Here is a 23,621-nt window from a genome sequence, read left to right on the forward strand (position 1 = left end):
AAGCAGATACAGGCTGCAGCCTAGTTAACTGACATTTGTAGCAGCTTTGGTGTAATAAATACAAGTAATTCAACCTTTTCTTGTTGTTCTGTTTGTCTTTTAAAGAATATGCCCAGAATAGGAATATCGCCTAAAACCGGAACCTTACTGGTTGTTTTAAAACGCTCTTCTCGAAAAATCCCACCTAAAACAAGCGTTTCTTGGTCGTTCACCACCACATGCGTTTTTAATCGATTGGTTTCCAAGCTAGGCACACCATTCACCAATTCCCCGACTGAGTCTTGATGAATCGTTAATTCCAACAAGATACGCTTTCCTTCTTTTACAAACGGCCTCACCTCTAACAACAAGGCCGCGTCGCGAAACTCAACATTAACCGTGTCATCGTCCACGGTTTGGTACGGTATTTCTGTACCCGATTCGATCCGAGCCAATTGGCCTTCTACGGCAACAATTTTGGGCTTAGACAATACTTTCGCCATGCCTTCACTTTCTAACATGTCTAAAGTAAACGACAACAAGTTCAAGCCGCTGCTGCCAGACACTGACAAACGGCTCGTTGCGGCTAATGCGCCAAGATCAATGGCGCCACCAATCGACGAGCGCACGCTGTTCGATAAGTTCGCCTGCCAATTCGCCCCAAATTGCGATTGGGCTGAGGTGCTCACCTGAGCAATTTGCGCACTGATTTCAATTTGTCGTAACGGCACATCCAGCCAATCTAATGTCTGAGCCAAACCTTCAACCGGCTGGCAATAATAAGTAATCAGCGAGTTGGTTCGCTCATCCACGATCAAAGAGATGGTCGGGTACAACACACTTAAATGACCACCGACGGCTTTCGCTTTGGCATGGCGCAACATCCAATACGCTCGCTGGCAGTTGGCTTTCTCCTCTTTTTTCAGCGCAGGCATCAACACGGCCACAGCGCCTTGCCAAGTCAAATCAATACTCGGATTTTGCGCGACGGCTTGCATCACTTCCCGCCAAGAAGCGTCTTTAATCGACAGGGTGAGTTGATCGTCTATGTCTGGGCTAATCACCAAGCTCTCCTGCATTTTCGACGCCAGCCAAGGCAACACTTCCTGTATTGAACGCGATTCAAAAAAGACATCCATCGCGAGCAGCCGTTGTGGCACCAAGAGCATCATCAGCGCTATGAATATCGGCCTTACCACCCCCTTTTCCAGTAATAAAGAGCGCATACATTTACTCCTTCATGCCATTGAGGTTGCGAACGGGTAATAGAAAGGCATCACCAGACGGTGCGACAAACGTCACTTGATCGGGCGAGACTCGCTGCACAGACAAACCCAAAGTCGGCAGCCAATCACCTTGTGCCACCCAACGTTTGGCCGATTGATAAGACAACAACGCAGACGCTTCTCCTTGAAACACGGCCACAGAGACCAATCGCCATTGCGCTAGAGCGCCAGACATAGCCACCTGACGAGCCGGAAGCCAATCTTGCTGAGGCTGTGATTTATTCGGCCTTAACACATCAAACAGCAAGCGCCCCTGCCAATGACCGTCCATCGTCAATGTCCAGCTGGCACTCACTAACCCTATTGCCACTTTTTCTTGTATTTTTTCCTGCACCGCTTGCCAGTGACTCAACAACATTTTTCCACTGACCGCCCATTGCGTCACTTCGCCTTTCTCGGTGTTCACCACACGAGTCTGCAATGTCTCTGATGTGAAAGAATTAGACGCTAGCAACTTGGCTTGGCGCTGCCTAATCTGGGTGTGCCCATCCATTCGTGCCTGTTGCTTATTATCATGCTGAACGTCGCTTTGATGGTATTGCCATAATGGGTACCAAGCGGCGATTTGCAGCACAACTAATAAGCACAACAAGGTTCGTGATGGCTGCGGCCACGCTTTAACGCGCAGAAACGAGAAGCTCCACATGCATCACCTCCAAAGCGTCTTCTGAAGCCCCCATTGAAGTGCCTTGGGGCGAAGTCGAGCTCACCTGCCAATGCCACGTTGGCTGCGCCTGTTGCCACTGCGTAAGCAATGTTTGCAGCCTGACCGTCGTCAAGGTTAAACGCGCTGAGGCGGTGTCTTTTTCACTGTGCAACGCAGACACTCTTACGTCATGGGGTAAGGCGCGCAATATCGTCAAGAACCTAGTCACAAACACAGTGCCTTGGGTCGGCAAGACAAGCTGCTGAGTGTATTTTTGACGCTGCGCTACTCGCTGCTTGTCTTGCTCATCGGTGAGGTAATAAAAATAGCCCAGCAACAAGCCGTGCACTAGCACACTCATTAGCACAAAAGCAGACCAACGATGACGTGTTTCCCGGCGCTTATCTTCCTCAGGTTGATATCGGGCTAACCCTTGGCGAGAGAGTAAGTAACAAGCGAAGCGACGTGTCGATTGTGCGTCCCATTGTTGCTGCGATATCAACTGATAACACCGATTGTCCGCTTGAAAAGGCTGACTTAGACAATCCATTAACATTTTTGAACAAGCGACTACATGCAATTGAACGAGGTCTTTGTTTAACTTAGTCACATGATGATGAAAGAAGATTTCATTGGGCGGTGCAAAGGTGCTTTCTGAAGCGAATGCTAACGCCGCCAATGGCGCTAATTTCTTTGATAATGGATGCTTTATTTGGTGCTCTGAAACAGACAACCAAGCATTAGGCACGACAATCAGCAGAGACTTTTTGTCTGCTAGATATTCATGGTCTAATAGTGATTGCAGCTCATTAAGCCGTTCGATACTCGGCAGAAATGTATCGTCTTTGGCGTTGAATGGAAGTCGCTCAGGCAAATGATTAGCCGCGTAAACATAGCACTGAGAGACAGTGTAAAATACGACACAGTCGGGGGATATTGGCTTCATGATTCATCCTTGAAATAATCAGCTCATTATTGTCTCGGTTTCCTAACCGAATACTGGCAAGATAACACGATTTGCTGCAAAGTTGATCAACTATGCGCCGCACAACTTCGTTATAATGTTATTTTTTTAATCCATTTGTATTGGATCTGTATGTTGAAAGTATTAAAAATCTTCTTTTTCTTGGCTTTGTTTGGTGCACTTTGTAGTGCTGTGATCACATTTGCTGTTTATGAAAGCGTTAAAGATCGCATCCCTACGGTGGCTCAACTAAAAGACATTGAGTTACAGATTCCATTGCGAATTTACACCGCGGACAATAAGTTAATTGGAGAGTTTGGCGAACAACGTCGTACGCCAATTACCTACGCGCAGCTTCCTGCCCAACTAGAACATGCTATTTTAGCGGCAGAAGACAGCAACTTTTATCACCACCCTGGCATTGATATTATGGGTCTAGGGCGGGCCGCAATGCAGTTGGTAACCACCGGACAAATTCAAGGCGGTGGTAGTACCATTACCATGCAAGTCGCCAGAAACTACTTTCTGTCGTTTGAACAAACCTTTACCCGTAAATTCACTGAAATCTTCATTTCTTTGAAAATGGAACGAGAACTCACCAAGCATGAAATTCTCGAACTGTATGTGAATAAAATTTACCTAGGCAAACGCGCTTATGGTTTTGAAGCCGCTGCACAGGTGTATTACGGCAAAAGCTTAAAAGACCTAGACCTAGCCCAATACGCAATGATTGCTGGGCTGCCAAAAGCCCCTTCGCGTTACAACCCAGTGGCGAACCCATCGAGAGCCCTCATCCGTCGTAACTGGATTTTGCAACGTATGCTGTCGCTTGGGTCCATCAATAAAGAGCAATATCAAACCGCCGTAGAGCAGCCTGTAACCGCTAAGGATTACGGCATAACACCCGATGTGGACGCCGGTTATGTGGCTGAGATGGTGCGCTCTGAGCTGCATGAAACCTATGGAGACAAACTGTACACAGAAGGCTTAACCGTCTACACAACCATTGATTCTAAGCGTCAAACCGCCGCCAATCAGGCGATCAATGATGGTGTCTTAAATTATGACATGAAACACGGTTATCGAGGTTCAGTAGCGACCCAACCAGAACTGCTCGACAAGTCATTAAAAGAACAAGAGAAAGCCCTCAATAGCTACAGCACGCTGCACATCTGGAAAGTGGGTTTAGTCCTCTCGACGACCGACCAATTCGCCAATGTGTTGCTTAGTAACGGCGACCAAATCACCCTGTCTTGGGACGCAATGAAATGGGCGAAGCCTTACATCAATGACGATGTACAAGGACCCGCGCCAAAAACCGTGGCCGACATTATGGTACCCGGTGATATCATCGACCTCAGACCAGACCCAGACCTTGGCTGGATCTTAACGCAGAAACCAAAACTACAAAGCGCCCTTATTTCCATCAACAGTAAAGATGGTGCTATTCAGGCGTTGGTCGGCGGTTTTAATTATTACGAAAACAAGTTCAACCGCGTCACCCAATCTAAGCGTCAACCTGGCTCCAGCTTTAAACCGTTTATTTACTCAAGCGCACTGTCTCGCGGCTATACAGCGGCAAGCCTTATCAACGACGCTCCGGTGGTGTTTGAAGATTCGAACCTAGATAAAGCATGGCGTCCAACGAACGACACTGGTCGCTTCTATGGACCAACGCGTTTACGCCCTGCGTTATATCGTTCACAGAACATTGTCTCTGTGCGCTTATTACAAGAATTGGGCATTGCACCAACGATCAAGTTTTTAACTCGCTTTGGCTTCAATGCAGACGAGCTGCCTCGCAACTTATCTCTGGCATTGGGCAGCGCCAGCGTATCGCCAATGGAAATGGCGACAGGTTATGCGGTCTTCTCAAACGGTGGCTATAAAATATCGCCGTATTTAATTGATCACATTACCGATCGCAACAACAGCACGATATTCCAAGCCACGCCAGATACCGTCTGCCGTACTTGCACCTTACTGGATAGCGACGCTCAAGATGGTCAGCCATCTGGCTTGTTCAATACCGCTCAAGGCGTGCAAAACCGCCCTGTTGCTGCACAGAAGCTGACACCTGAAGTGGATTACCTAATTTATGACATGATGCGAGATGTCATAAATTATGGTACTGGACGACGAGCACGCGTGCTGAAACGCCCTGATCTTGCGGGCAAAACCGGTACCACCAACGACGGCAAAGACGCTTGGTTCTCCGGCTATAATGGCAGCCTAGTCACCACCGTATGGAGTGGCTTCGATGACTCCACCAGCTTGGGTCGTGGCGCCTTTGGTAGTTCGGTTTCCTTACCGACATGGATTGACTATATGCGTGTCGCATTAGACGGTACGCCCTTGTCTTATGTGCAAAAGCCTTCAACATTAGTCACTGTTCGCATCGATCCGAAAACCGGCGAACGCGCCCTTCCGGGACAAAAAGACGCCATCTTCGAGATGTTCCGCAGAAACCACATCCCTGCGCAACGTCAGTCAGACTCTCTCAACTCAGAGAGCAGCCAAGACAATGATGCACAGCAAGAAAAGCAAACGGACAATGCTCTAGAAAATCTATTCTAGTCAGCACTGCAGATCTCACATGCTGCAGTAAAAAGCACAAAAAAGGCGGTGTCTCTTATCAAGACACCGCCTTTTTTAGTTCGCTATTCTACCGACTGTTTTATCGCCTGTAGAAGAAACGCTTAGCCACCGAAGTGGTCTAGATTCTCTAATGGGTAAAACGCTGGGTATGGAAGTGTTGCCACACCAGAATCAACCGCCGCTTGTGCTACTGCTGCAGACACAACATTCAACAAACGAGCGTCCATTGGTTTTGGCAAGATGTACTCTTTACCAAAGCTCAATGCTGCGCCGCCGTAAGCTTCTACAACGTCTGCTGGCGCTTCTTCTTTCGCAAGATCTTTCAATGCGTGAACCGCGGCCACTTTCATTTCTTCATTGATCTTAGTCGCGCGAACGTCTAAAGCACCACGGAAGATGAATGGGAAGCCCAACACGTTGTTTACTTGGTTAGGGTAATCAGAACGGCCTGTCGCCATGATCAAATCATCACGAGTCGAATGCGCCAATTCAGGATTGATCTCTGGATCAGGATTTGAACACGCAAATACGATCGGATTAGGCGCCATTTTGCTTAATTGCTCGCCAGAAAATAGATCAGGACCAGACACGCCAATGAAGACATCTGCGCCGTCGATTGCATCATCCAAAGTACGTTTGTCAGTATCGATCGCAAACATGGCTTTGAACTGGTTCAAGTCAGTACGACCTGAATGAATCACGCCTTTACGATCAAGTACAAAGATGTTTTCACGTTGTGCACCACACGCAATAATTAGCTTCATACAAGCCGTTGCCGCAGCACCTGCACCTAGACAAACGATTTTTGCAGAAGCGATGTCTTTGCCTTGAAGTTCAAGAGCGTTCAACAAACCTGCCGCTGTTACAATCGCAGTACCGTGCTGATCGTCATGGAACACAGGGATAGAACAACGTTCAATCAACTGACGTTCAATTTCAAAACATTCTGGCGCTTTAATGTCTTCTAGGTTAATGCCGCCATATGTGTTTGCAATACGAGCAACGGTATCAATAAAAGCTTGTGGGCTTTCAGATTCAACTTCCACATCAACGGAGTTAACGCCAGCAAAGCGTTTGAACAACAAACCTTTACCTTCCATAACAGGCTTACTAGCCAATGGACCTAGATTACCTAAGCCAAGAATGGCAGAACCATCAGAAATAACAGCAACAAGGTTGCCCTTACCTGTGTAGCGGTAAGCCGCTTCTGGGTCTTTTGCAATTTCGCGACAAGGCTCAGCCACACCTGGGCTGTAAGCTAAAGCAAGGTCACGTGCAGTTGCCGTTGGCTTAGTAATAGTAGAGCTCATTTTTCCAGGTACTGGATATTCATGGTAATCCAGTGCAGCTTGCTTTATATCTTCTGCCATTATGATGTTTCCGTCTATTATTTGGTGTTTTATATTAAATGCTTATATTACGTGAACCTTGTTCTTAAAACGTCTGAGTTAAGAAGGGTTCTTATTAGTATTATCGCAGAATAGTTTGCCTCAAAACGTCTTATAAATCACATTAAAAATGGAATCGTCTCACCCTCAGGATGAATTACGGTGTTCCCATGTCTAGAATGTCATTCGGGTGTTTCACAGGGAGAACCCAAGACGCATATTTTGAATGCCGACTGTTCCGCTTATGCTGCCAACCACGCACTTCAACTGTATGACCTTGGAGAAAAAATACTTTCTGAGCTGGCCAATAGTTTGCTGCGCTGGGCGGTAAGTTGATCACTAGACCTTGATTGGTTTCTAGCCACCAGCCACCTCGGTTATGAGTAATGGAGGTTATTGCTACTCGGGCGATTACAAAGCCAGCTTGTGGCTGCCATTGTAATGATTGCTGCCATACCCCTAAATCCGCATCACGAGCGGATTGCTCAGACGCTTGAAAACACGCCTGATAAGCAAGGTTAGGAGGAACAGCAATACGGTAACCTAGCCCTGCAGATAGTAACTGACTTGATAATGAAATACGATCTTTATCGAAAAGGTAGTAGAGATAGCGGCCGTATTTATCACGCCCGTCTTTACTGGGCTGTAGGTAAATATAACGCCCTGCAAGACGCTTGAGGAGCCGTGTCGCAGCCACGGCGAAGGGGTCATGATTGCCCTTCTTATGGTCTAATTCTGGCGTATTTATACCCACCAAGCGTACTCGGCGGCCATCCACTAAGGACAAGGTATCCCCATCTACTACCCGCTTTACTTGGGCGCGTTCGACCGCACCAGAAGCACGGCACAGGTCATTACCATAAGCAGTAGAAAGGGACAAAAACAAAAAAAGCGCCAAGAAAACTTGGCGCTTTTTTTGAACTATTGCTTTCATTCGGCCAATTACTTAGCTGAACGACGTGCTCCGAAACGCTTGTTAAAGCGATCAACACGACCACCGGTATCCAACATTTTCTGTTGGCCAGTGTAGAATGGATGACATTGGCTGCATACATCAACGTGCATGTCTTTACCTAAAGTTGAGTTTAGGTTCAACGTGTTACCACAAGTACAAGTAGCAGTAATTGCAGTGTAATTTGGGTGAATATCTTTTTGCATTTTATTTACCTTCAAGTTTGGTGTGCCGCCACTTGATCGACATAAGGGCTTTCGCCTCGTCAAGCACCGCACGATTCGTTGTACAGACATTGTACAGTGGTACCAAGAGCGCGTATTTTAGGGCTCTATTGGTTATTCATCAACCTTTTTATGGTGCTTTCTCTAAAAAATCACACTCGCACCCAATGGCCACTCTAACGTACACTAATAAGTGTATTGCTCCCTGACCGTTTTCTCTAGATAAGGCCACAACAAACGCATGCAAGAGGCACTTTTAACACCTTACCCCTTCGCCCAAGTCGCTTTGCCTGTGCCAATGCGCACCTTATTTGACTACAAGATCCCCAAAGCCATGGCTCTGCGCCATCGTCTGATGCCCGGCATGAGAGTAAAGGTTCCTTTTGGCAAAAGTAGCCGCTTAGGCGTCATTGTTTCTTTCAGTGAGCAAAGCCAATGGGACGAGAACAACATCAAGCCCATTACCTCCTTACAAGATGAGACTGCGGTCATCCCAAATGAGCTCATGGCGCTGTGTAAATGGGCGGCTCGCTATTATCACCACCCTATCGGCGACGTGATCTTTCACGCTTTGCCGGTCTTACTACGCAAAGGGGAAAACGCCGAATTTCGTACCGAAAACTGGTGGTTCACCACACCAGAAGGGCAGCAAAAAGACCTTGAGTCTCTGAATAAAGCGCCCCGCCAGCAAGACTTTTTAAAAGCGGTACAGCAGCACCCTAATGGCATGAGCCAAAATGCCATTTCTTCACTGTCGCTCTCACCCAGCGCAGGCAAAGCCTTAGAAGAGAAAGGTTTATTACGCCGTGAACAGCGCTCATTTAATAAGGCCGGAGAAAAACACACTCACCAAACCCAAGTACCACCAGTGTTAAACCAAGAGCAACGACTCGCCACCGATCATTTACTGGATATGGCATCGTCTTTTGGGGTCGCGTTATTAGATGGTGTCACTGGCAGTGGGAAAACCGAAGTTTTCTTACGGGTAATGGAAAAACTGATCGAAGATGGCAAACAAATCTTGGTGATGGTGCCTGAAATTGGCCTGACTCCGCAGACGCTAAAACGCTTTGAAAGTCGCCTTCATACGGACATTGTGCTCATGCATTCACACATGAGCGACCGCGAACGATTGGACGCTTGGTTACTGTCGGCCAGTGGCCACGCTAGAGTGATTATTGGCACGCGCTCTGCGGCCTTTATACCGGCTCCGAATTTAGGTTTGATCGTCATCGACGAAGAGCACGATGCTTCTTACAAACAACATGAAGGGTTTCGTTATCATGCCCGCGACCTGGCGATTAAACGCGCACAAAGCTTAAATATTCCTGTGTTGCTGGCGTCCGCTACGCCCTCTTTTGAAAGTCTCGCCAACGCCCTACAAAAACGCTTTGACTGGCTAAGGCTGCGTCAACGGGCAGGCAATGCTCAGATTCCCAAAATGGAACGCGTCGACTTACGCGGCCAAACACTGGTTAACGGTTTTAGTCAGCACGCTCTGGAATCCATGAAGCAATGCCTTGATCGGCAAGAACAAGTGCTGGTGTTTTTAAACCGCCGTGGCTATGCACCCACGTTAATGTGTCATCAGTGTGGCTGGATCGCCAGCTGCGATCATTGCGATGTGAATTTAACCGTGCATAAACGCGCCAACAAATTGCACTGTCATCACTGCGACGCTCAAAAAGCACTTTTACATACCTGCCCAGAATGCCAATCCGATGAGCTGTTTACCGTTGGCGAAGGCACCGAACAAATCGAAACGCAACTGACGGCGCTCTTCAAAGAAGTGCCTATTCTGCGTATCGACCGCGACAGCACGCAACGAAAATCCGCGATGACACAACTCACGCAGAAAATACACGAGCATAATCAGGCAATTTTAATTGGCACACAAATGCTCGCCAAAGGGCATCACTTTCCTAATGTCACCTTAGTGATTGTCATGGATGCTGACGCAGGTCTATTCTCGGCTGACTTTCGAGGTATGGAGCGCACCGCCCAGCTGATCACTCAGGTGGCAGGACGAGCCGGTCGCTCGAAAAAACCTGGCCATGTGTTATTGCAAACCTATCACCCTGATCATGCAGCGATCGAATGCTTGTGTAATCTTGGTTATGAGCATTTTGCGATCGATGGCTTAGCCGAGCGCAAAGCGCTGTCCTTACCGCCGTTTTTTCATCAGGTGATTGTGCGAGCCGAGTCAGGAAATGAACAAGAAGCCATGCAATTACTTGCGGCCATGAAGAACAACCTCACCCCCCAGTTCCCAGAAGGTTTATTTTCTGTGGGTCCCTACACAGCGATCATTGTTCGTAAGGCGGGGCAACACCGCGCATTGCTCTCTATTAAGTCCGCCAACCGAGCCCCATTGCATCAAATCACCGCGCTGATGACGAATTGGTTGGAGCAAGCAACACGGCAACATAAAATTCGTTTTGCGATTGACGTAGATCCACTGGAAACTTACTAGCCAAGTCCGCATAATGTGCGCAGTTTCTTAAAAAGCCAAAAATATGTTTGATTTTGTACAAATTGCAACCAAAGGAAGTAGCCCTAAGAAAGGCGCAACTCGCCGTTCTCCCGCCCCCGCTAAGCGCAAAACGCCTTGGTGGTTATGGCTGATCGTTCCCACTATTCTAATTGCTTTTATCTATGGTTTGACGCAATTAAGCCAAGTTAAAACCCCAGCTAAGGCAACCCCGGTACGAGTACAGCCGGTAGAACACAAAGCGGCCAACGTCGAAGTCAAAAAAGCGGCACCTAAAAAATCCGACGTCAAAAAGAAAGAGTCGTTTGATTTTTATCAGATTTTACAAGACAGTGAAGTCGATACCAGCCACGTTGACGCGTACCAATTCGAACCACGTGGCGAGCAAGATTTTTACTACATGTTACAAGCGGCCTCATTCCGTAACTCTAAAGACGCGGATCGCATGAGAGCCAAGTTGATTCTCGCAGGCATGGTCGACACCAATGTTCGCCAAACCATCAGCACCAAAGATGGCAAGCCTTGGTACCGTGTTGTGATTGGCCCATTCAATGACCGTTCGAAAATGAACCATATTGAAGACAAGCTGGTTGATATGCGCATTGAGGCTTACTCCTACAAAGTGAAAAAAGAACTGCAATCTAAGTAATCATCGCGCATACAAAGTGAAAGACACTTCTGTATGCGCATTTCGCTTGAAAACTCTTCTCACTGCCCCCACCTTGTTAGAATCGAATTTGGAGTAGACCATGACAACGATTCTTACAGTACGCAAAGGCAATCAAGTCGTCGTAGGCGGCGATGGACAAGTCTCTTTAGGCAACACCGTGATGAAAGGCAACGCCCGTAAAGTGCGCCGTCTATACCGTGGTGAAGTGATCGCAGGCTTCGCAGGCGGCACCGCTGATGCATTCACCCTTTTCGAACGTTTCGAAGGACAACTCGAAAAACACCAAGGCCATCTGGTTCGAGCCGCAGTCGATCTAGCAAAAGACTGGCGCTCCGATAAAGCGTTGCGCCGTCTTGAAGCCATGCTCATCGTTGCGAACAAAGAAAGCACACTGATTATTACAGGCACAGGCGACGTGGTAGAACCACAGCATGGTGCATTGGCCATCGGTTCTGGCGGTAATTACGCAGAAGCAGCGGCGCGCGCCTTGATCGATAATACGGATCTTACGGCGCGCGACATCGTCGAAAAAAGCCTCAACATTGCCGCTGATATCTGTGTCTTCACCAATCACAGCTTGACCATCGAAGAAGTCACCATCGACTCACAGCTTGAAGATCAGTCAGCCACGTCCAACAAAGAATAAGCGAGAGAACTCAACATGAGCAGCATGACCCCAAGAGAGACGGTTAACGCACTAGACAATCATATTATTGGCCAACAAAAAGCCAAACGCGCCGTCGCTATCGCCTTGCGTAACCGCTGGCGCCGCATGCAACTTCCTGAAGACATGCGTGCAGAAATCACCCCAAAAAACATCCTAATGATAGGCCCAACTGGGGTGGGTAAAACTGAAATCGCCCGTCGTTTGGCAAAACTATCCAACGCGCCTTTCATCAAGATCGAAGCCACTAAATTTACCGAAGTCGGTTACGTTGGTCGTGATGTAGAATCGATTATTCGCGACCTAGTCGAAATGGCGATCAAGATGCTACGCGAACAAGAAACCGCCAAACTTCGCCATAAAGCAGAAGACGCGGCAGAAGATCGTATCTTGGACATTCTACTTCCGCCTGCACGCGGTGGTGATCCAGAATTAGAAGACAACAGCACGCGCCAAACTTTCCGCAAAAAACTGCGCGAAGGCAAACTGGACGACAAAGACATTGAAATTGACCTAGCCGATGCGCCGATGGGCGTTGAGATTATGACGCCACCTGGCATGGAAGAAATGACCAGCCAGTTGCAAAACATTTTCTCTAGCATGGGTTCACAAAAAACCAAAAAACGTAAACTGAAAGTCAAAGAAGCGCTGCGTCAGGTTAGAGATGAAGAAGCCTCTAAATTGGTTAACGAAGATGAGCTAAAAGCCCGTGCCGTTGAAGCGGTTGAGCAAAACGGCATAGTGTTTCTAGACGAGATCGATAAAGTAGCGAAAAGCTCAGAACGCTCCGGCGGCGAAGTGTCTCGTGAAGGCGTACAGCGCGACTTGCTTCCATTGGTCGAAGGCTGCACCGTCAGCACCAAATACGGCATGATCAAAACGGACCATATCTTGTTTATCGCCTCTGGTGCCTTCCACCTTTCTAAGCCATCGGATTTGATCCCTGAGCTGCAAGGTCGTTTGCCTATTCGCGTTGAATTGGATGCTCTAACCGTGAACGATTTCGAGCGTATCTTGGTCGAACCAAGTGCCTCTTTGACACAACAGTACATTGCGTTAGCATCGACGGAAAACATCAATATCAACTTCACCACAGAAGGTATTCACCGCATCGCGGAGATTGCTTTCCAAGTGAATGAGCGCACAGAAAACATCGGTGCTCGCCGTCTGCATACGGTATTGGAACGTTTGCTGGAAGAAGTCTCTTACTCCGCGAGTGACATGCCGGATGGTCAAGCCGTCGACATCACAGCCGCGTACGTGGATGAGCAGCTGGGTGCCATCGTCGAAAACGAAGACCTAAGCCAATACATTCTTTAATCATTACCACTAGGACAGAACATCATGACGCCAGCACCAACCAAGATTCATTACCATAAGCAATCTCGTGAATTGGAGCTGGCGTTTGCTGATGGTCAGTCTTTTCGTCTGAGCGCGGAATACCTCCGCGTTCATTCCCCTTCTGCTGAAGTGCGTGGCCATGGCTTGCAAATGCCGATCCTGCAATACGGCAAAAAAGACGTCACCATTCAAAATGTCGAAGGCGCTGGCAATTACGCGCTCAAGATCAGCTTCAACGATGGCCATGATACTGGGCTTTATACCTGGGAATACCTGTATAATCTCGGCAAAAACCAGGATGAACTCTGGAAAATGTACCTAGATCGCCTTGAAAAAGAAGGTCAGACGCGGGACACTTCCGTCATCCAGTTGCATCAGCTTTAAGCGCACACTTTTCGCATCTAAGCTTTCAACCAGCATCGCTTCATACCATTAGGAATTAACATGAGCTCCCTTAGCCTGTCTGCTATTAGCGCGATTGAACACGCTATTAACCTTGCCCTTAAGCAAGATAATCCTTCGCAAGCGCGTCTTAGTAAATTGGCTGGTCAGCAGGTTTTTCTGTATATCGAAGACTTTTCTCTGATTCTACAGGTTCACATTCTTGAAGTAGGCGTGATGCTGCATCGTCCAGAAAGCCTTGACGAAGTGGAACTTGATCCACGCTTGGACACGCTCGTCCAAGGCCCGAGTTCCGCCTATCGCAAGCTACTTGAAGGCGACGGTTTTTTTGATGGCGACTTACGCATTCAAGGCAATGCACAAGCGCTAATGACATTGCATAAAGTAATGGAAAACTTTGAGTTGGATTGGGAAGGGTTACTGGCTGATTACATCGGTGATCTCCCTGCGTCTGCGCTCGCTCGCCTATTGCGCAAGCAATGGTCTTGGAGCAAAGAAACCGCCACCAGCTTGCAGTTACAGCTCGTTCAACACCTACAAACGAACAGCCAATTATTGCCCAGCAAAGTGGAATTCGACACCCTAGTCGACGACATTGAACGTTTTGGTACGTCACTGGATCGCGCCGAAGCCAAACTGCGTATTATGGCGCGTAAACACGCACAGTAACGCGTTAGCGGATGCCTCATAGGGCACACGTCACCTACAACAAAAACGCTTAGGCTCTGGGCGTAAGCGTTCTCCTGCTTACGCCTTCCGACTTAAATACACCCCAGCAATGGTCACCACAAAACCCAATAGCTGAATCAGCGTCATGGTCTCATCAAACAGAAAATAGCTTTCGATGGCCGCCAGAGGTGGCGCCAGCAATAAAAACGCCGACACCTGCGATGCTCGACTTCTTCGCAATAGCCAGACCATCAAGAACACACCGCCCCCCGACAGCACCACAACGCCCCAAGCAACCAGTGCAAAAGATTGCCACTCCATGACAAAAACACTTTCCCCGAGGAACAGCATAAAGCCACAGGACACCACGCTGGCACCGAAATTTTGAATCGCCATTGAGCTAAAAATATCAGAAGAGGAAATCGACATTTTTTGATAGGTCACACCCACAGAAAGCGCCACAACCGCAATGCAGCCCAACAACAAGGTCCAGATTGAAACACCGCCCTGGTTAGCGTCCAGTTCCAATGCAGGGCTTACCACCAGCAGCAAACCAAACATGCCAACAAAGATACCTACCATCCCTCTTGCCGAGGTTTTCTCTTTGATCAGCAGAAACGCTAATACCATCACCAGCGCAGGCTGTAATGCGCCAATTAACGCCATCATACCGGCGGGCAAACCTTTGGCGATCGCCACATAGGCAAAGCCAAGATAAAAGCCATTCATCAGCATGCCTGCAATAATGTGCTTAGGCAGATCTTTCCAGCTTGGAAAGGGCCGACGCAGCAGCAAAGCAATCGTCAGAAACAACAAGCCTGCACAAAGAAAGCGAAGGCTCAAAAATACATTCGGATCAATTTGGCCAACGATCAGCTTGCCAGTAATAAACCCAGCAGACCAAATCAACACCAAGAGCATAGAGAGCAGCGCCATTCCCTTTCCTTTCTTCCATTTATAAAGAATCGCTTCTTTGCAGAAACTTAGCGGTTAAATACGCCTTTTATTTCGCGGCTGTCTAAGCCTAACCCGATCAAAAAATGCAAACGCGCAAACACCGCTTCATAGGTCATGTCTTTGCCTGAGATAACGCCTGTTTTGGCAAGGCCTGATGTGTCTTTATGATCATTATCAGCAACACGGCCCGAACCACACTGGCTGACCTTCACAATCACGACGCCTTGATCGACAGCACTTTTTAACACCTCAAGCAGCGCTTGATCATTCTCGGGCACAGTGCCAGCACCGTAGCTTAACAACACGGCTCCTTTCACCTTGTCATTGAGCAGACCTTGCCAATGAAGCGCTTGTACTCCAGGGAAAACCGGCAAGATAGTGACGGCTCCGTACTCCATGTTCGGAATGCGGATTTTCATCGGCGGCTTAATAAGTAACTGGGCAAAACTGCTGTCTCGCCATTTCCAGTCGGATTCTAAAACCCCGTATTCAAGCGCGTTAACCGAACGAAAAGCTTGCCAAGTGCCGATGTGTGATTGATGGGCACGATCGCCATCGATCAAGCGGTTACCAAAAAACAAAAACACGCCTTTTAACGCCGCCTCACACGCCGAAATAGCGCCCAACACATTATTCATCGCATCGCTGCGTGCTTGAGACATGGGCACTTGAGACCCGGTGACTATGATCGGCTTTTTACTCGGGGCAATCATGTAGAACAAGGCCGCCGCCGTATACGCCATGGAGTCTGTGCCATGCAGCACAATAAACGCATCGAAATCTTCCCATTTACTTTCTATATCACGCGCAATGTTCTGCCAATCTTTCGGCGTCACATTCGCGCCAGCCATAAGATTGTCATAGCTCTCTACAACAAAATCATGATCAAGATCCGCCGTCTGGAGCTGTGCGGCGAGTTGTCCTGCAAAAGCATCATTAGGCACCAGTCCCTTGTCTGATGGCATCATCCCCATCACACCACCTGTGTTTGCGATATAGATTTTCATAGACTTCTTCCATTCCTCGATTAATGTGCTTTTTATTCGTCTCTTATTGTCTTCGCTCTCTTTAAAAAATAAAAAAGGCGCTGACCTAAGAAGGTAGCGCCTTTCGCTTATCGATTAAACCATTTACTGATGAAACCATTTACCGATTAGACAAGAGCCTCGTGAACATTACATGCGTTCTAGCGTTTCAATGCCCAGCAAAGCCAAACCTTGCTTCAAGGTAGCTGCCGTATTCAAGGACAATTGCAAACGGCTGTTTTTCACGCTGTCTTCTGCGTTCAGGATTGGACACGCTTCGTAGAAAGTCATGAAAGTACCAGCCAAGTCATATAAGTAAGCACATAAGAAATGCGGCATACCGTCGTTGGCAACCTGTTGCACGGCTTCTTCAAATTGGCACAACTTCATGGCCAAAGCTCGCTCTTGCGCTTCGACGATGGCAATGTCACCTGTTAGGCTCTCTACATCGATCTCAGAGCGTTTAACGATACTGGCAATTCGTGAGTAGGCATACAACAAATAAGGCGCTGTATTGCCTTCAAAACTCAACATAGAGTCCCAGTTGAATACATAATCACTGGTGCGGTTTTTTGATAAATCGGCGTATTTCACAGAAGAAATACCCACCACACGACCAATGTTACGCAACTCTTCTTCGCTCATGTCTGGGTTTTTAGACGCCACTAACTGATAAGCACGTTCTTGCGCTTCTTCTAGTAACGCAGACAATTTTGCCACACCACCAGAACGCGTTTTAAACGGCTTGCCATCGCTGCCCATAACGGTACCAAACGGCATGTGTTCCAATCGCGTTTCAGGTTTTACAAAACCCGCTTTACGCGACAAGGTGAAAATTTGTTGGAAGTGCAATGACTGACGAGCGTCTACAAAGTACAACACACGGTCTGCATTTAAGGTGTGCTGACGGAAACGTACCGCGGCCAAATCCGTCGTCGCGTACAAGAAGCCGCCACCTGTTTTCTGTACGATCACAGGCGTGATTTCACCGTCTTTATTGGCGAATTCGTCCATGAACACACACTGTGCGCCATTCGACTCTTTCAACAAGCCCTGCTCTTGCAGGTCATTCACTACATTTACCAAATCATCGTTATAGGCACTTTCTGGCATCACATGTTGACGCTCTAAAGAAACACCCAACATTTTGTAGGTTTCTTCACAGTGGGTTAACGAGATATTGATAAACTCATCCCACAATGCCAAGCAATCTTCGTTACCTGACTGCAATTCAACCACAAGTTCACGGGCTCGTTTAGCAAACGCTTCGTCGTCATCAAAACACGTTTTAGCAGCGCGGTAGAAGGTCTCAAGATCAGACAATGCCATGCTGATTTCAGAGTTCTCAGCACGCAGACGCTCCATGTACGCCAGCAACATACCAAACTGTGTACCCCAATCACCCACATGGTTTTGACGCACGACAGTGTGACCTAGAAACTCCAAGGTGCGCACAACCGCATCGCCAATCACGGTCGAACGAAGGTGACCCACGTGCATTTCTTTCGCCAAGTTTGGAGAAGAGTAATCCACGACCACAACTTCTGGAGAGTCTACTTTATCAATGTCGAGATGATCGCTGCTGCGTAGCTCGGCTAATTCTTTGCCCAACCAAACATTTTTCAGGAAGACATTAATAAAACCAGGCCCAGCAATTTCCACTTTCTCTGCCACATCAGACAGGTCCAGTTTATCAATAACCACTTGTGCTAATTCACGAGGATTGGTTTTTAGCGCTTTAGCAACGCCCATAATGCCATTGGCTTGGTAGTCACCGAATTGCACTTTAGCAGATTGGCGAACAAGCGCTGGAGAGCCATCAGGCGCACCAGCTGCGACCATTGCCGCTTGAATACGTTGATTCAGAAGGGTTTGAATATTCACAGGAGACCTTTTAAACAGTAGACAATCAGCTCATTCGAAGCGACTGCCAGAATCACACAACCCTCTGCTCATGTTCACAAACAGAGGGCTGAATTCAGAAAGTTAGAGTGCGGTAATGATAACCGATTTTCACGTTTTTAGCGAAAGAACAGCTTGCACGCTTCGTTGTTGTTTTCATCTTCGTAAGGGTAGCCCAACTCGTCCAAATAATGGGTCACGTCAGTTTCTTCACCCACCGCCTGCAAACCAACCAATACACGTCCGTAAGCATCGCCATGGTTACGGTAATGAAACATAGAAATATTCCATTGCCCGCCCAGTGTGTTTAAAAACTTAAGCAAGGCACCAGGGCGTTCGGGAAACTCAAAACTGTACAGCAGTTCGCCCTTGTCGCTACGTAAGTGACCACCAATCATATGGCGCACATGGACCTTAGTGGTTTCATCGTCTGTTAGGTCGATGATTTCGTAATCTTTGAGGTCTGCCAACAAGTCCTGACGACTATGAGGGCTGCCACCCAATGCCACGCCAACATAAATAACGGCTTGTTTGTCATTGCCATAGCGGTAATTAAATTCAGTAATATTACGGCCGACCAAGGCTTGGCAGAAATCTTTAAAGCTGCCTGGCGCTTCGGGGATTTTAACGGCAATAATGGCTTCACGCTTTTCGCCCAGCTCGGCACGCTCAGAGACATGGCGTAGGCGGTCAAAATTCACGTTCGCCCCGCTGTTAATCGCCAATAAGGTCTGACCTTTCGCGCCTTCGCGTTCAATGTACTTTTTCAAACCCGCTAGGGCACAGGCGCCAGCAGGCTCAGTGATGGCGCGAGTGTCATCGTAAATGTCTTTGATCGCCGCGCACATCTCATCGGTCGTCACGGTAATGACTTCATCCACGGTGTTTTTCGCGATCTCAAAGGTATTTTTGCCAATTTCTGCAACCGCCACCCCTTCGGCAAAAATACCGACCGTGGCTAAGCGCGTTGGCTCGCCTTTTTCTAACGCCGCTTTGAGACACGCCGCGTCTTGAGGCTCAACACCAATGATCTTGATGTCAGGACGAAGGTACTTAATGTACGCCGACACACCAGCAATCAAACCACCGCCGCCAACTGGGATAAAAATGGCGTCTATATCGCCTTCATGTTGACGCAGGATTTCCATACCTATGGTGCCTTGACCGGCAATGGTATCGAGATCATCAAAGGGGTGAACATACACTTGGCCTGTCTTTTCCATGATTTCACGCGATTTCGCCGACGCTTCATCAAAGGCATCACCAAACAATACCACCTCAGCACCGTGGTTACGTACTGCGTTCACTTTCACTTCAGGTGTGGTCGCTGGCATCACAATGGTCGCTTGAATACCAAGCTTTTTCGCAGCCAACGCCAAGCCTTGCGCATGGTTACCAGCAGAAGCGGCAATGACGCCGCAAGCGCGTTCTTCGGCGGTTAGCTGACAAATTTTGTTGTATGCCCCACGAATTTTGAACGAGAAAACAGGTTGTAGATCTTCGCGCTTCAAAATAATCTCGTTGCCTAATCGACTAGAAAGTTGATTGGCGCGAGTCAGTGGTGTTTCTACGGCCACGTCGTATACACGCGCCTGTAGAATTTTTTTGATCATGGTATGGGGCATAATGCTTCCTAAGCGAATTACAATGACCAGTGTGGCGATTCATAAAAATCCCATCACTGATATCAGTCATCTAAAAAAACGGAACATGAAATATACTCTTTCGCCTTGTATCGCGCAAAGACAGATCCCCTTTACGGCTAATAAAAAGCGCAGCAAATTGGCAAATTGGCTATTTTTTTCGGGCTAACATTCCCCCATCGATATGCTTATAATATGACCACCCTCAGAGGAGGCTATTTGCGAGAAAATAGCCCCGCATAAAACATAAGAAAAGGCTCTAGAAGCATGACCCAAGACGAACTTAAGCAAGCAGTAGCAGAAGCCGCTGTTGAATACATTCTGCCAATGCTAGACCGCGACACCATTGTCGGCGTTGGTACCGGTTCTACCGCCAACCTTTTTATCGATGTCCTTGCTAAGCACAAGCAGATGTTTGATGGCACAGTGGCTAGCTCAGAAGCGTCCGCTGAGCGACTAAAAGGCCACGGCATTCCTGTTTACGAGTTAAACAGCGTGCCTGAGATTCGCGTCTATGTAGATGGAGCCGATGAGTCTGATCACCACTTACACCTTATTAAAGGGGGTGGCGCCGCTCTTACTCGTGAGAAAATCGTCGTTGCGTGCAGTGAGCTATTCGTTTGTATTGCCGATGAATCGAAACTGGTCAATGTCTTGGGCGACTTCCCACTACCCGTAGAAATCATTCCAATGGCGCGTGGTCATGTTGCCAGAGAAATGGTCAAACTAGGTGGCGACCCAGTCTACCGTGAAGGTGTGGTTACGGATAACGGCAACCACATTTTAGACGTTTACAATCTTGATATTCTTGACCCTATCGCACTCGAAAAAAGCATCGATGGGATTGTCGGTGTGGTCACCAATGGCTTGTTCGCAAAACGCTCTGCGGATGTGTTGTTACTGGCGACAAAAGAAGGCGTGAAAACGCTGAAGAAATAAGCGCCGCACGACGCTTATCAAAAAAACTGCTTGAAAAGTCGCTGCCTAAAACCAGCGACTTTTTCGCATAATGACAAACTGGCCCACGCCCAAAATCGCCAATACACCACAGAACAACCAAAAGGCCGCACCACTTTCAGTCCCCGGCATGCCACCAATATTGATGCCAAATAAACCGGTTAGAAAACCTAACGGCAAGAAAATACCCGACAAGATCGACAACACATACATGCGTGCGTTCATCTTCTCAGACTGCAAGTTCACAAACTCTTCTTGCATGAACAAACAGCGCTCACGAAGCGACTCTAAGGCTTCCACATAGCGAGTAATGTCGTTTGCTGACTCTTGGATCAGCACCACTTGCTCCTTGGTTAGCCAGGTTTGAGACTCCACCGCTAAACGCTGTATCGCTTCTTTTTGCGGCACTAAAAAACGGCGCAATCGGACGGTTTCAATACGGCGCTGAACCAAGGTACTGCGTTGATCAGATTCTACGGTGTTTTGGATCAGGTTTTCTTCCAACTCCGCCAACTCATCTTCTAAGTCATCAATCACCGACGCCATTCGAATGGTTAGAGTTTGGGTAAGCGTGGCCATCAAATCTGCGGTATTAATCGGCCCTTCGTTGTTAATGAGGTCTTTTACGATGTCTTGCACAGACAACAGACGTCGACGACGGCTAGAAATAATAAAATGCGGTGTCACCCACAAACGTAAAGACACCATATCGGAGGGATTAGAACCGGGGTTTAAATTCACACCCCGCAAAGTCACCAACACGCCCTGACCTATTTTCGTAGAGCGTGGACGCGTTTCATCAGCAAACAAAGCATCTACCACAGCTTCAGGAATATCCTCCATGCCGGAAAGCCACTCTCTTGCCCCCCCTTTACTAAAATCAATATGCACCCAACGGCTGCCTTCTTTAGGCACCTGCGTTGGTAAATTGTGATGATCTAGCAGGGTTGCGCCACCCTGACCATTTAGCTCTAAGTGATGAACAATAAAATCCGACATAGTAATTCCCTAAACTCGTTGTGCGTAGATTATCCGAAAAAACGACGATTCCCTATTTATTTTAAAGCATTTAACAGACTCAGCTGACACTCTCCCCCTAGGGTGGCATAATTTCCACAACCTCTAAAAACAAGGATATTTCAGACCATGCAAAACCTTTCTCAAGTGTTAGCATCCAGTTCCGTTGCAGACTCTCTTCAAACGGTATTGATCCAAACGACAGATACCTGCGTTGCTATTTCTGACGTACTGAAACAAGGCTCACTTGCTGGTATTTTAGGCATGGCTGGTAATGAAAATGTCCAAGGTGAAGAACAAAAGAAACTTGATGTTATCTCAAACGACATGCTCAAAGACGCACTGCTTGCCTGCCCAGCAGTGCGTGCAATCGCATCAGAAGAAGAAGAGGACATTGTGCCAGCTAACACCAATGGCGAATACTTAATCGCTTTTGACCCGCTTGATGGCTCTTCTAATATCGACATCAATGCCATGGTTGGCACCATCTTTTCCATTTACCGTCAAATTGGGGATAACCCAGCCGAAGAAAAAGACTTTTTGATCCCTGGTAAAGAGCAAGTGGCGGCAGGTTACGTACTATATGGCCCTTCTAGCATGCTGGTATTAACCACAGGCGATGGCGTGAATATGTTTACCCTTGACCCTAAAACCAACACCTTTTTGTTAACCGAAAAAGGCGTTTCTATTCAGCCTGAGACACAAGAATTCGCCATTAACATGTCCAACCAACGTTTTTGGTCTGACAGCATACAAAACTACGTCGACGACCTTGTTAAAGGCAAAGAAGGCCGTAGAAACAAGGACTTCAACATGCGCTGGGTGGCTGCTATGGTCGGTGACGTACACCGTATTTTATGTCGCGGTGGTGTATTTCTTTACCCATGGGATAAAAAAGACCCAAGCAAACCAGGCAAACTTCGCCTCATGTATGAAGCCAACCCAATGGCCATGTTATTAGAGCAAGCTGGCGGTAAAGCACACACTCATACAGATCGTATTCTGGATATCCAGCCTAGCGCCATTCATCAACGTGTTGCCGTCATACTTGGCGCCGCCAACGAAGTGGATAAGTGCCTAAGTTATTAACAATTAAAAAACATTGAGCGAATTTGGGCTCAATGTGGATAGCTTTATTGAAATCAAAAAAGACGCCGAAGAGCGTCTTTTTTATGAGCTAAAAGGGGTCAGATCCCTTTAAACAGAAGAGCAAGAATCGGCCGTTTTACTGAAGCAGTGAGTCCAACGGTTACGACTAGGGTCAGAGCCCTTAAACATCGAGTGATGCGGTTGGTTGAACGCTGCGCTACTTTTTAAGGGGTCTGACCCTGCGCAATCAATGTAGAGGTTCTTGTTTTTCATCTGCGCTGACGCGTCGAGGAACGAGACAGGCGCAAGCAAATGGAAGAACAAGAAACGGCCGTTCTACTGAAGCAGTACGACTAGGGTCAGAGCCCTTAAACATCGAGTGATGTGGTTGGTTGGACGCTGTGCGACTTTTTAAGGGGTCTGACCCTGCGGACGGTATGTGCAATCAGTGTGAGAGATTCTTGTTTTTCGAGAGCCGCTGACGCGTCGAGGAACGGCTCTTTAGAAAGTGATGGCGCAAGCAAATGGAAGAACAAGAAGTTCTGTTTAGACTACAACGCTAGAACGAAAAAACCCCACCCTGCGTAGCAGGATGGGGCTTCTCTTAATTTTAAGCTTGACGACAATTTAGTCTCACATGCGTTCCTTCATAAGAGCCCCATACGGGTGTGGAGGGTTATGCTCTCGCATTTATTTCAGGCATAAAAAAACCCTGACAGCGTTAGCTATCAGGGCTTTCTTAATTATAAGCTTGACG

Annotated in this window: 20 protein-coding genes; 9 read left to right on the forward strand and 11 right to left on the reverse strand. The window is 47.7% G+C overall.

What is annotated here, in order from left to right; translation table 11 throughout:
* Positions 1–20: 20 nt before the first annotated feature.
* The 3 genes from ACIGBN_RS15240 to ACIGBN_RS15250 are packed head-to-tail and all read right to left on the reverse strand — an operon-like array spanning position 21 to position 2,857.
* Positions 21–1,205: a type II and III secretion system protein gene (locus ACIGBN_RS15240; protein ID WP_396666392.1), complete on the reverse strand. Its 1,185-nt coding sequence runs from the start codon at positions 1,203–1,205 to the stop codon at positions 21–23.
* A 4-nt stretch (positions 1,206–1,209) separates the two neighbouring features.
* A complete protein-coding gene (locus ACIGBN_RS15245; RefSeq protein ID WP_396666394.1) occupies positions 1,210–1,911 on the reverse strand; it encodes a hypothetical protein in 702 nt (233 codons plus the stop codon).
* Entirely contained in the window at positions 1,883–2,857 is a 975-nt protein-coding gene (locus ACIGBN_RS15250; RefSeq protein ID WP_396666396.1) for a hypothetical protein, read from the reverse strand. The genes ACIGBN_RS15245 and ACIGBN_RS15250 overlap by 29 nt, the downstream gene beginning before the upstream one ends.
* A gap of 150 nt (positions 2,858–3,007) precedes the next feature.
* On the opposite strand from ACIGBN_RS15250, the gene ACIGBN_RS15255 reads away from it, so the two are divergent.
* Entirely contained in the window at positions 3,008–5,452 is a 2,445-nt protein-coding gene (locus ACIGBN_RS15255; RefSeq protein WP_396666398.1) for a penicillin-binding protein 1A, read from the forward strand.
* Between the two features lie 122 nt (positions 5,453–5,574).
* On the opposite strand, the gene ACIGBN_RS15260 is transcribed toward ACIGBN_RS15255, so the two are convergent.
* The 3 genes from ACIGBN_RS15260 to rpmE form a co-directional block, all read right to left on the reverse strand.
* Positions 5,575–6,843, reverse strand: coding sequence for a malic enzyme-like NAD(P)-binding protein (locus ACIGBN_RS15260; protein ID WP_133004294.1), 1,269 nt, complete (start codon positions 6,841–6,843; stop codon positions 5,575–5,577).
* Positions 6,844–7,018: 175 nt separating this feature from the next.
* Entirely contained in the window at positions 7,019–7,795 is a 777-nt protein-coding gene (locus tag ACIGBN_RS15265) for a thermonuclease family protein (RefSeq protein WP_133004293.1), read from the reverse strand.
* A gap of 8 nt (positions 7,796–7,803) precedes the next feature.
* Positions 7,804–8,019 carry a 50S ribosomal protein L31 gene (gene rpmE / locus ACIGBN_RS15270; protein ID WP_133004292.1) on the reverse strand — a complete coding sequence of 72 codons (216 nt, stop codon included), beginning with the start codon at positions 8,017–8,019 and terminating at the stop codon, positions 7,804–7,806.
* 259 nt (positions 8,020–8,278) lie between these two features.
* On the opposite strand from rpmE, the gene ACIGBN_RS15275 reads away from it, so the two are divergent.
* From ACIGBN_RS15275 to ACIGBN_RS15300, 6 genes are all read left to right on the forward strand, one after another.
* Positions 8,279–10,510: a primosomal protein N' gene (locus ACIGBN_RS15275; protein WP_396666401.1), complete on the forward strand. Its 2,232-nt coding sequence runs from the start codon at positions 8,279–8,281 to the stop codon at positions 10,508–10,510.
* Positions 10,511–10,553: 43 nt separating this feature from the next.
* Positions 10,554–11,177 carry an SPOR domain-containing protein gene (locus tag ACIGBN_RS15280; RefSeq protein WP_396666403.1) on the forward strand — a complete coding sequence of 208 codons (624 nt, stop codon included), beginning with the start codon at positions 10,554–10,556 and terminating at the stop codon, positions 11,175–11,177.
* A gap of 100 nt (positions 11,178–11,277) precedes the next feature.
* Positions 11,278–11,844, forward strand: coding sequence for an ATP-dependent protease subunit HslV (gene hslV / locus ACIGBN_RS15285; RefSeq protein WP_133004289.1), 567 nt, complete (start codon positions 11,278–11,280; stop codon positions 11,842–11,844).
* Between the two features lie 15 nt (positions 11,845–11,859).
* Positions 11,860–13,182: an ATP-dependent protease ATPase subunit HslU gene (gene hslU / locus ACIGBN_RS15290; protein ID WP_133004288.1), complete on the forward strand. Its 1,323-nt coding sequence runs from the start codon at positions 11,860–11,862 to the stop codon at positions 13,180–13,182.
* 21 nt (positions 13,183–13,203) lie between these two features.
* Complete coding sequence (locus ACIGBN_RS15295; protein WP_133004287.1) at positions 13,204–13,587, forward strand: gamma-butyrobetaine hydroxylase-like domain-containing protein; 384 nt, start codon at positions 13,204–13,206, stop codon at positions 13,585–13,587.
* A 60-nt stretch (positions 13,588–13,647) separates the two neighbouring features.
* Positions 13,648–14,274, forward strand: coding sequence for an SCP2 domain-containing protein (locus tag ACIGBN_RS15300; protein WP_133004286.1), 627 nt, complete (start codon positions 13,648–13,650; stop codon positions 14,272–14,274).
* Between the two features lie 78 nt (positions 14,275–14,352).
* On the opposite strand, the gene ACIGBN_RS15305 is transcribed toward ACIGBN_RS15300, so the two are convergent.
* The 4 genes from ACIGBN_RS15305 to ilvA form a co-directional block, all read right to left on the reverse strand.
* The gene (locus ACIGBN_RS15305) at positions 14,353–15,210 is read right to left on the reverse strand and encodes a DMT family transporter (RefSeq protein WP_341567541.1); all 858 of its coding nucleotides are present in this window, start codon (positions 15,208–15,210) and stop codon (positions 14,353–14,355) included.
* 47 nt (positions 15,211–15,257) lie between these two features.
* The gene (locus ACIGBN_RS15310; RefSeq protein WP_396666406.1) at positions 15,258–16,238 is read right to left on the reverse strand and encodes an asparaginase domain-containing protein; all 981 of its coding nucleotides are present in this window, start codon (positions 16,236–16,238) and stop codon (positions 15,258–15,260) included.
* 168 nt (positions 16,239–16,406) lie between these two features.
* Positions 16,407–18,140 carry an arginine--tRNA ligase gene (gene argS / locus ACIGBN_RS15315; protein WP_133004283.1) on the reverse strand — a complete coding sequence of 578 codons (1,734 nt, stop codon included), beginning with the start codon at positions 18,138–18,140 and terminating at the stop codon, positions 16,407–16,409.
* Positions 18,141–18,277: 137 nt separating this feature from the next.
* Positions 18,278–19,783, reverse strand: a complete 1,506-nt coding sequence (ilvA, locus tag ACIGBN_RS15320) for a threonine ammonia-lyase, biosynthetic (RefSeq protein ID WP_133004282.1) — start codon at positions 19,781–19,783, stop codon at positions 18,278–18,280.
* Between the two features lie 285 nt (positions 19,784–20,068).
* On the opposite strand from ilvA, the gene rpiA reads away from it, so the two are divergent.
* Positions 20,069–20,740, forward strand: coding sequence for a ribose-5-phosphate isomerase RpiA (rpiA, locus tag ACIGBN_RS15325; protein WP_133004281.1), 672 nt, complete (start codon positions 20,069–20,071; stop codon positions 20,738–20,740).
* A 45-nt stretch (positions 20,741–20,785) separates the two neighbouring features.
* On the opposite strand, the gene ACIGBN_RS15330 is transcribed toward rpiA, so the two are convergent.
* Positions 20,786–21,757 (reverse strand): zinc transporter ZntB, encoded by a 972-nt coding sequence (locus tag ACIGBN_RS15330; protein ID WP_133004280.1) that lies wholly within the window; start codon positions 21,755–21,757, stop codon positions 20,786–20,788.
* Between the two features lie 147 nt (positions 21,758–21,904).
* Between ACIGBN_RS15330 and ACIGBN_RS15335 the strand changes: the two genes are divergently transcribed.
* The gene (locus ACIGBN_RS15335) at positions 21,905–22,864 is read left to right on the forward strand and encodes a class 1 fructose-bisphosphatase (protein ID WP_133004279.1); all 960 of its coding nucleotides are present in this window, start codon (positions 21,905–21,907) and stop codon (positions 22,862–22,864) included.
* Positions 22,865–23,621 lie beyond the last annotated feature (757 nt).

Source organism: Marinomonas sp. NPDC078689 (genome assembly GCF_044542435.1).
Lineage (GTDB): Bacteria > Pseudomonadota > Gammaproteobacteria > Pseudomonadales > Marinomonadaceae > Marinomonas > Marinomonas arenicola.

Coding starts and splice junctions, on each gene's coding strand:
- ACIGBN_RS15260 (WP_133004294.1), bottom strand. CDS start 6,843: ATGGCAGAAGATATAAAGCAAGCTGCACTGGATTACCATGAATATCCA.
- ACIGBN_RS15240 (WP_396666392.1), bottom strand. CDS start 1,205: ATGCGCTCTTTATTACTGGAAAAGGGGGTGGTAAGGCCGATATTCATA.
- ACIGBN_RS15300 (WP_133004286.1), top strand. CDS start 13,648: ATGAGCTCCCTTAGCCTGTCTGCTATTAGCGCGATTGAACACGCTATT.
- ilvA (WP_133004282.1), bottom strand. CDS start 19,783: ATGCCCCATACCATGATCAAAAAAATTCTACAGGCGCGTGTATACGAC.
- rpmE (WP_133004292.1), bottom strand. CDS start 8,019: ATGCAAAAAGATATTCACCCAAATTACACTGCAATTACTGCTACTTGT.
- ACIGBN_RS15250 (WP_396666396.1), bottom strand. CDS start 2,857: ATGAAGCCAATATCCCCCGACTGTGTCGTATTTTACACTGTCTCTCAG.
- ACIGBN_RS15265 (WP_133004293.1), bottom strand. CDS start 7,795: ATGAAAGCAATAGTTCAAAAAAAGCGCCAAGTTTTCTTGGCGCTTTTT.
- ACIGBN_RS15305 (WP_341567541.1), bottom strand. CDS start 15,210: ATGGCGCTGCTCTCTATGCTCTTGGTGTTGATTTGGTCTGCTGGGTTT.
- ACIGBN_RS15255 (WP_396666398.1), top strand. CDS start 3,008: ATGTTGAAAGTATTAAAAATCTTCTTTTTCTTGGCTTTGTTTGGTGCA.
- ACIGBN_RS15280 (WP_396666403.1), top strand. CDS start 10,554: ATGTTTGATTTTGTACAAATTGCAACCAAAGGAAGTAGCCCTAAGAAA.
- hslV (WP_133004289.1), top strand. CDS start 11,278: ATGACAACGATTCTTACAGTACGCAAAGGCAATCAAGTCGTCGTAGGC.
- hslU (WP_133004288.1), top strand. CDS start 11,860: ATGAGCAGCATGACCCCAAGAGAGACGGTTAACGCACTAGACAATCAT.
- ACIGBN_RS15245 (WP_396666394.1), bottom strand. CDS start 1,911: ATGTGGAGCTTCTCGTTTCTGCGCGTTAAAGCGTGGCCGCAGCCATCA.
- rpiA (WP_133004281.1), top strand. CDS start 20,069: ATGACCCAAGACGAACTTAAGCAAGCAGTAGCAGAAGCCGCTGTTGAA.
- ACIGBN_RS15310 (WP_396666406.1), bottom strand. CDS start 16,238: ATGAAAATCTATATCGCAAACACAGGTGGTGTGATGGGGATGATGCCA.
- ACIGBN_RS15335 (WP_133004279.1), top strand. CDS start 21,905: ATGCAAAACCTTTCTCAAGTGTTAGCATCCAGTTCCGTTGCAGACTCT.
- ACIGBN_RS15275 (WP_396666401.1), top strand. CDS start 8,279: ATGCAAGAGGCACTTTTAACACCTTACCCCTTCGCCCAAGTCGCTTTG.
- ACIGBN_RS15330 (WP_133004280.1), bottom strand. CDS start 21,757: ATGTCGGATTTTATTGTTCATCACTTAGAGCTAAATGGTCAGGGTGGC.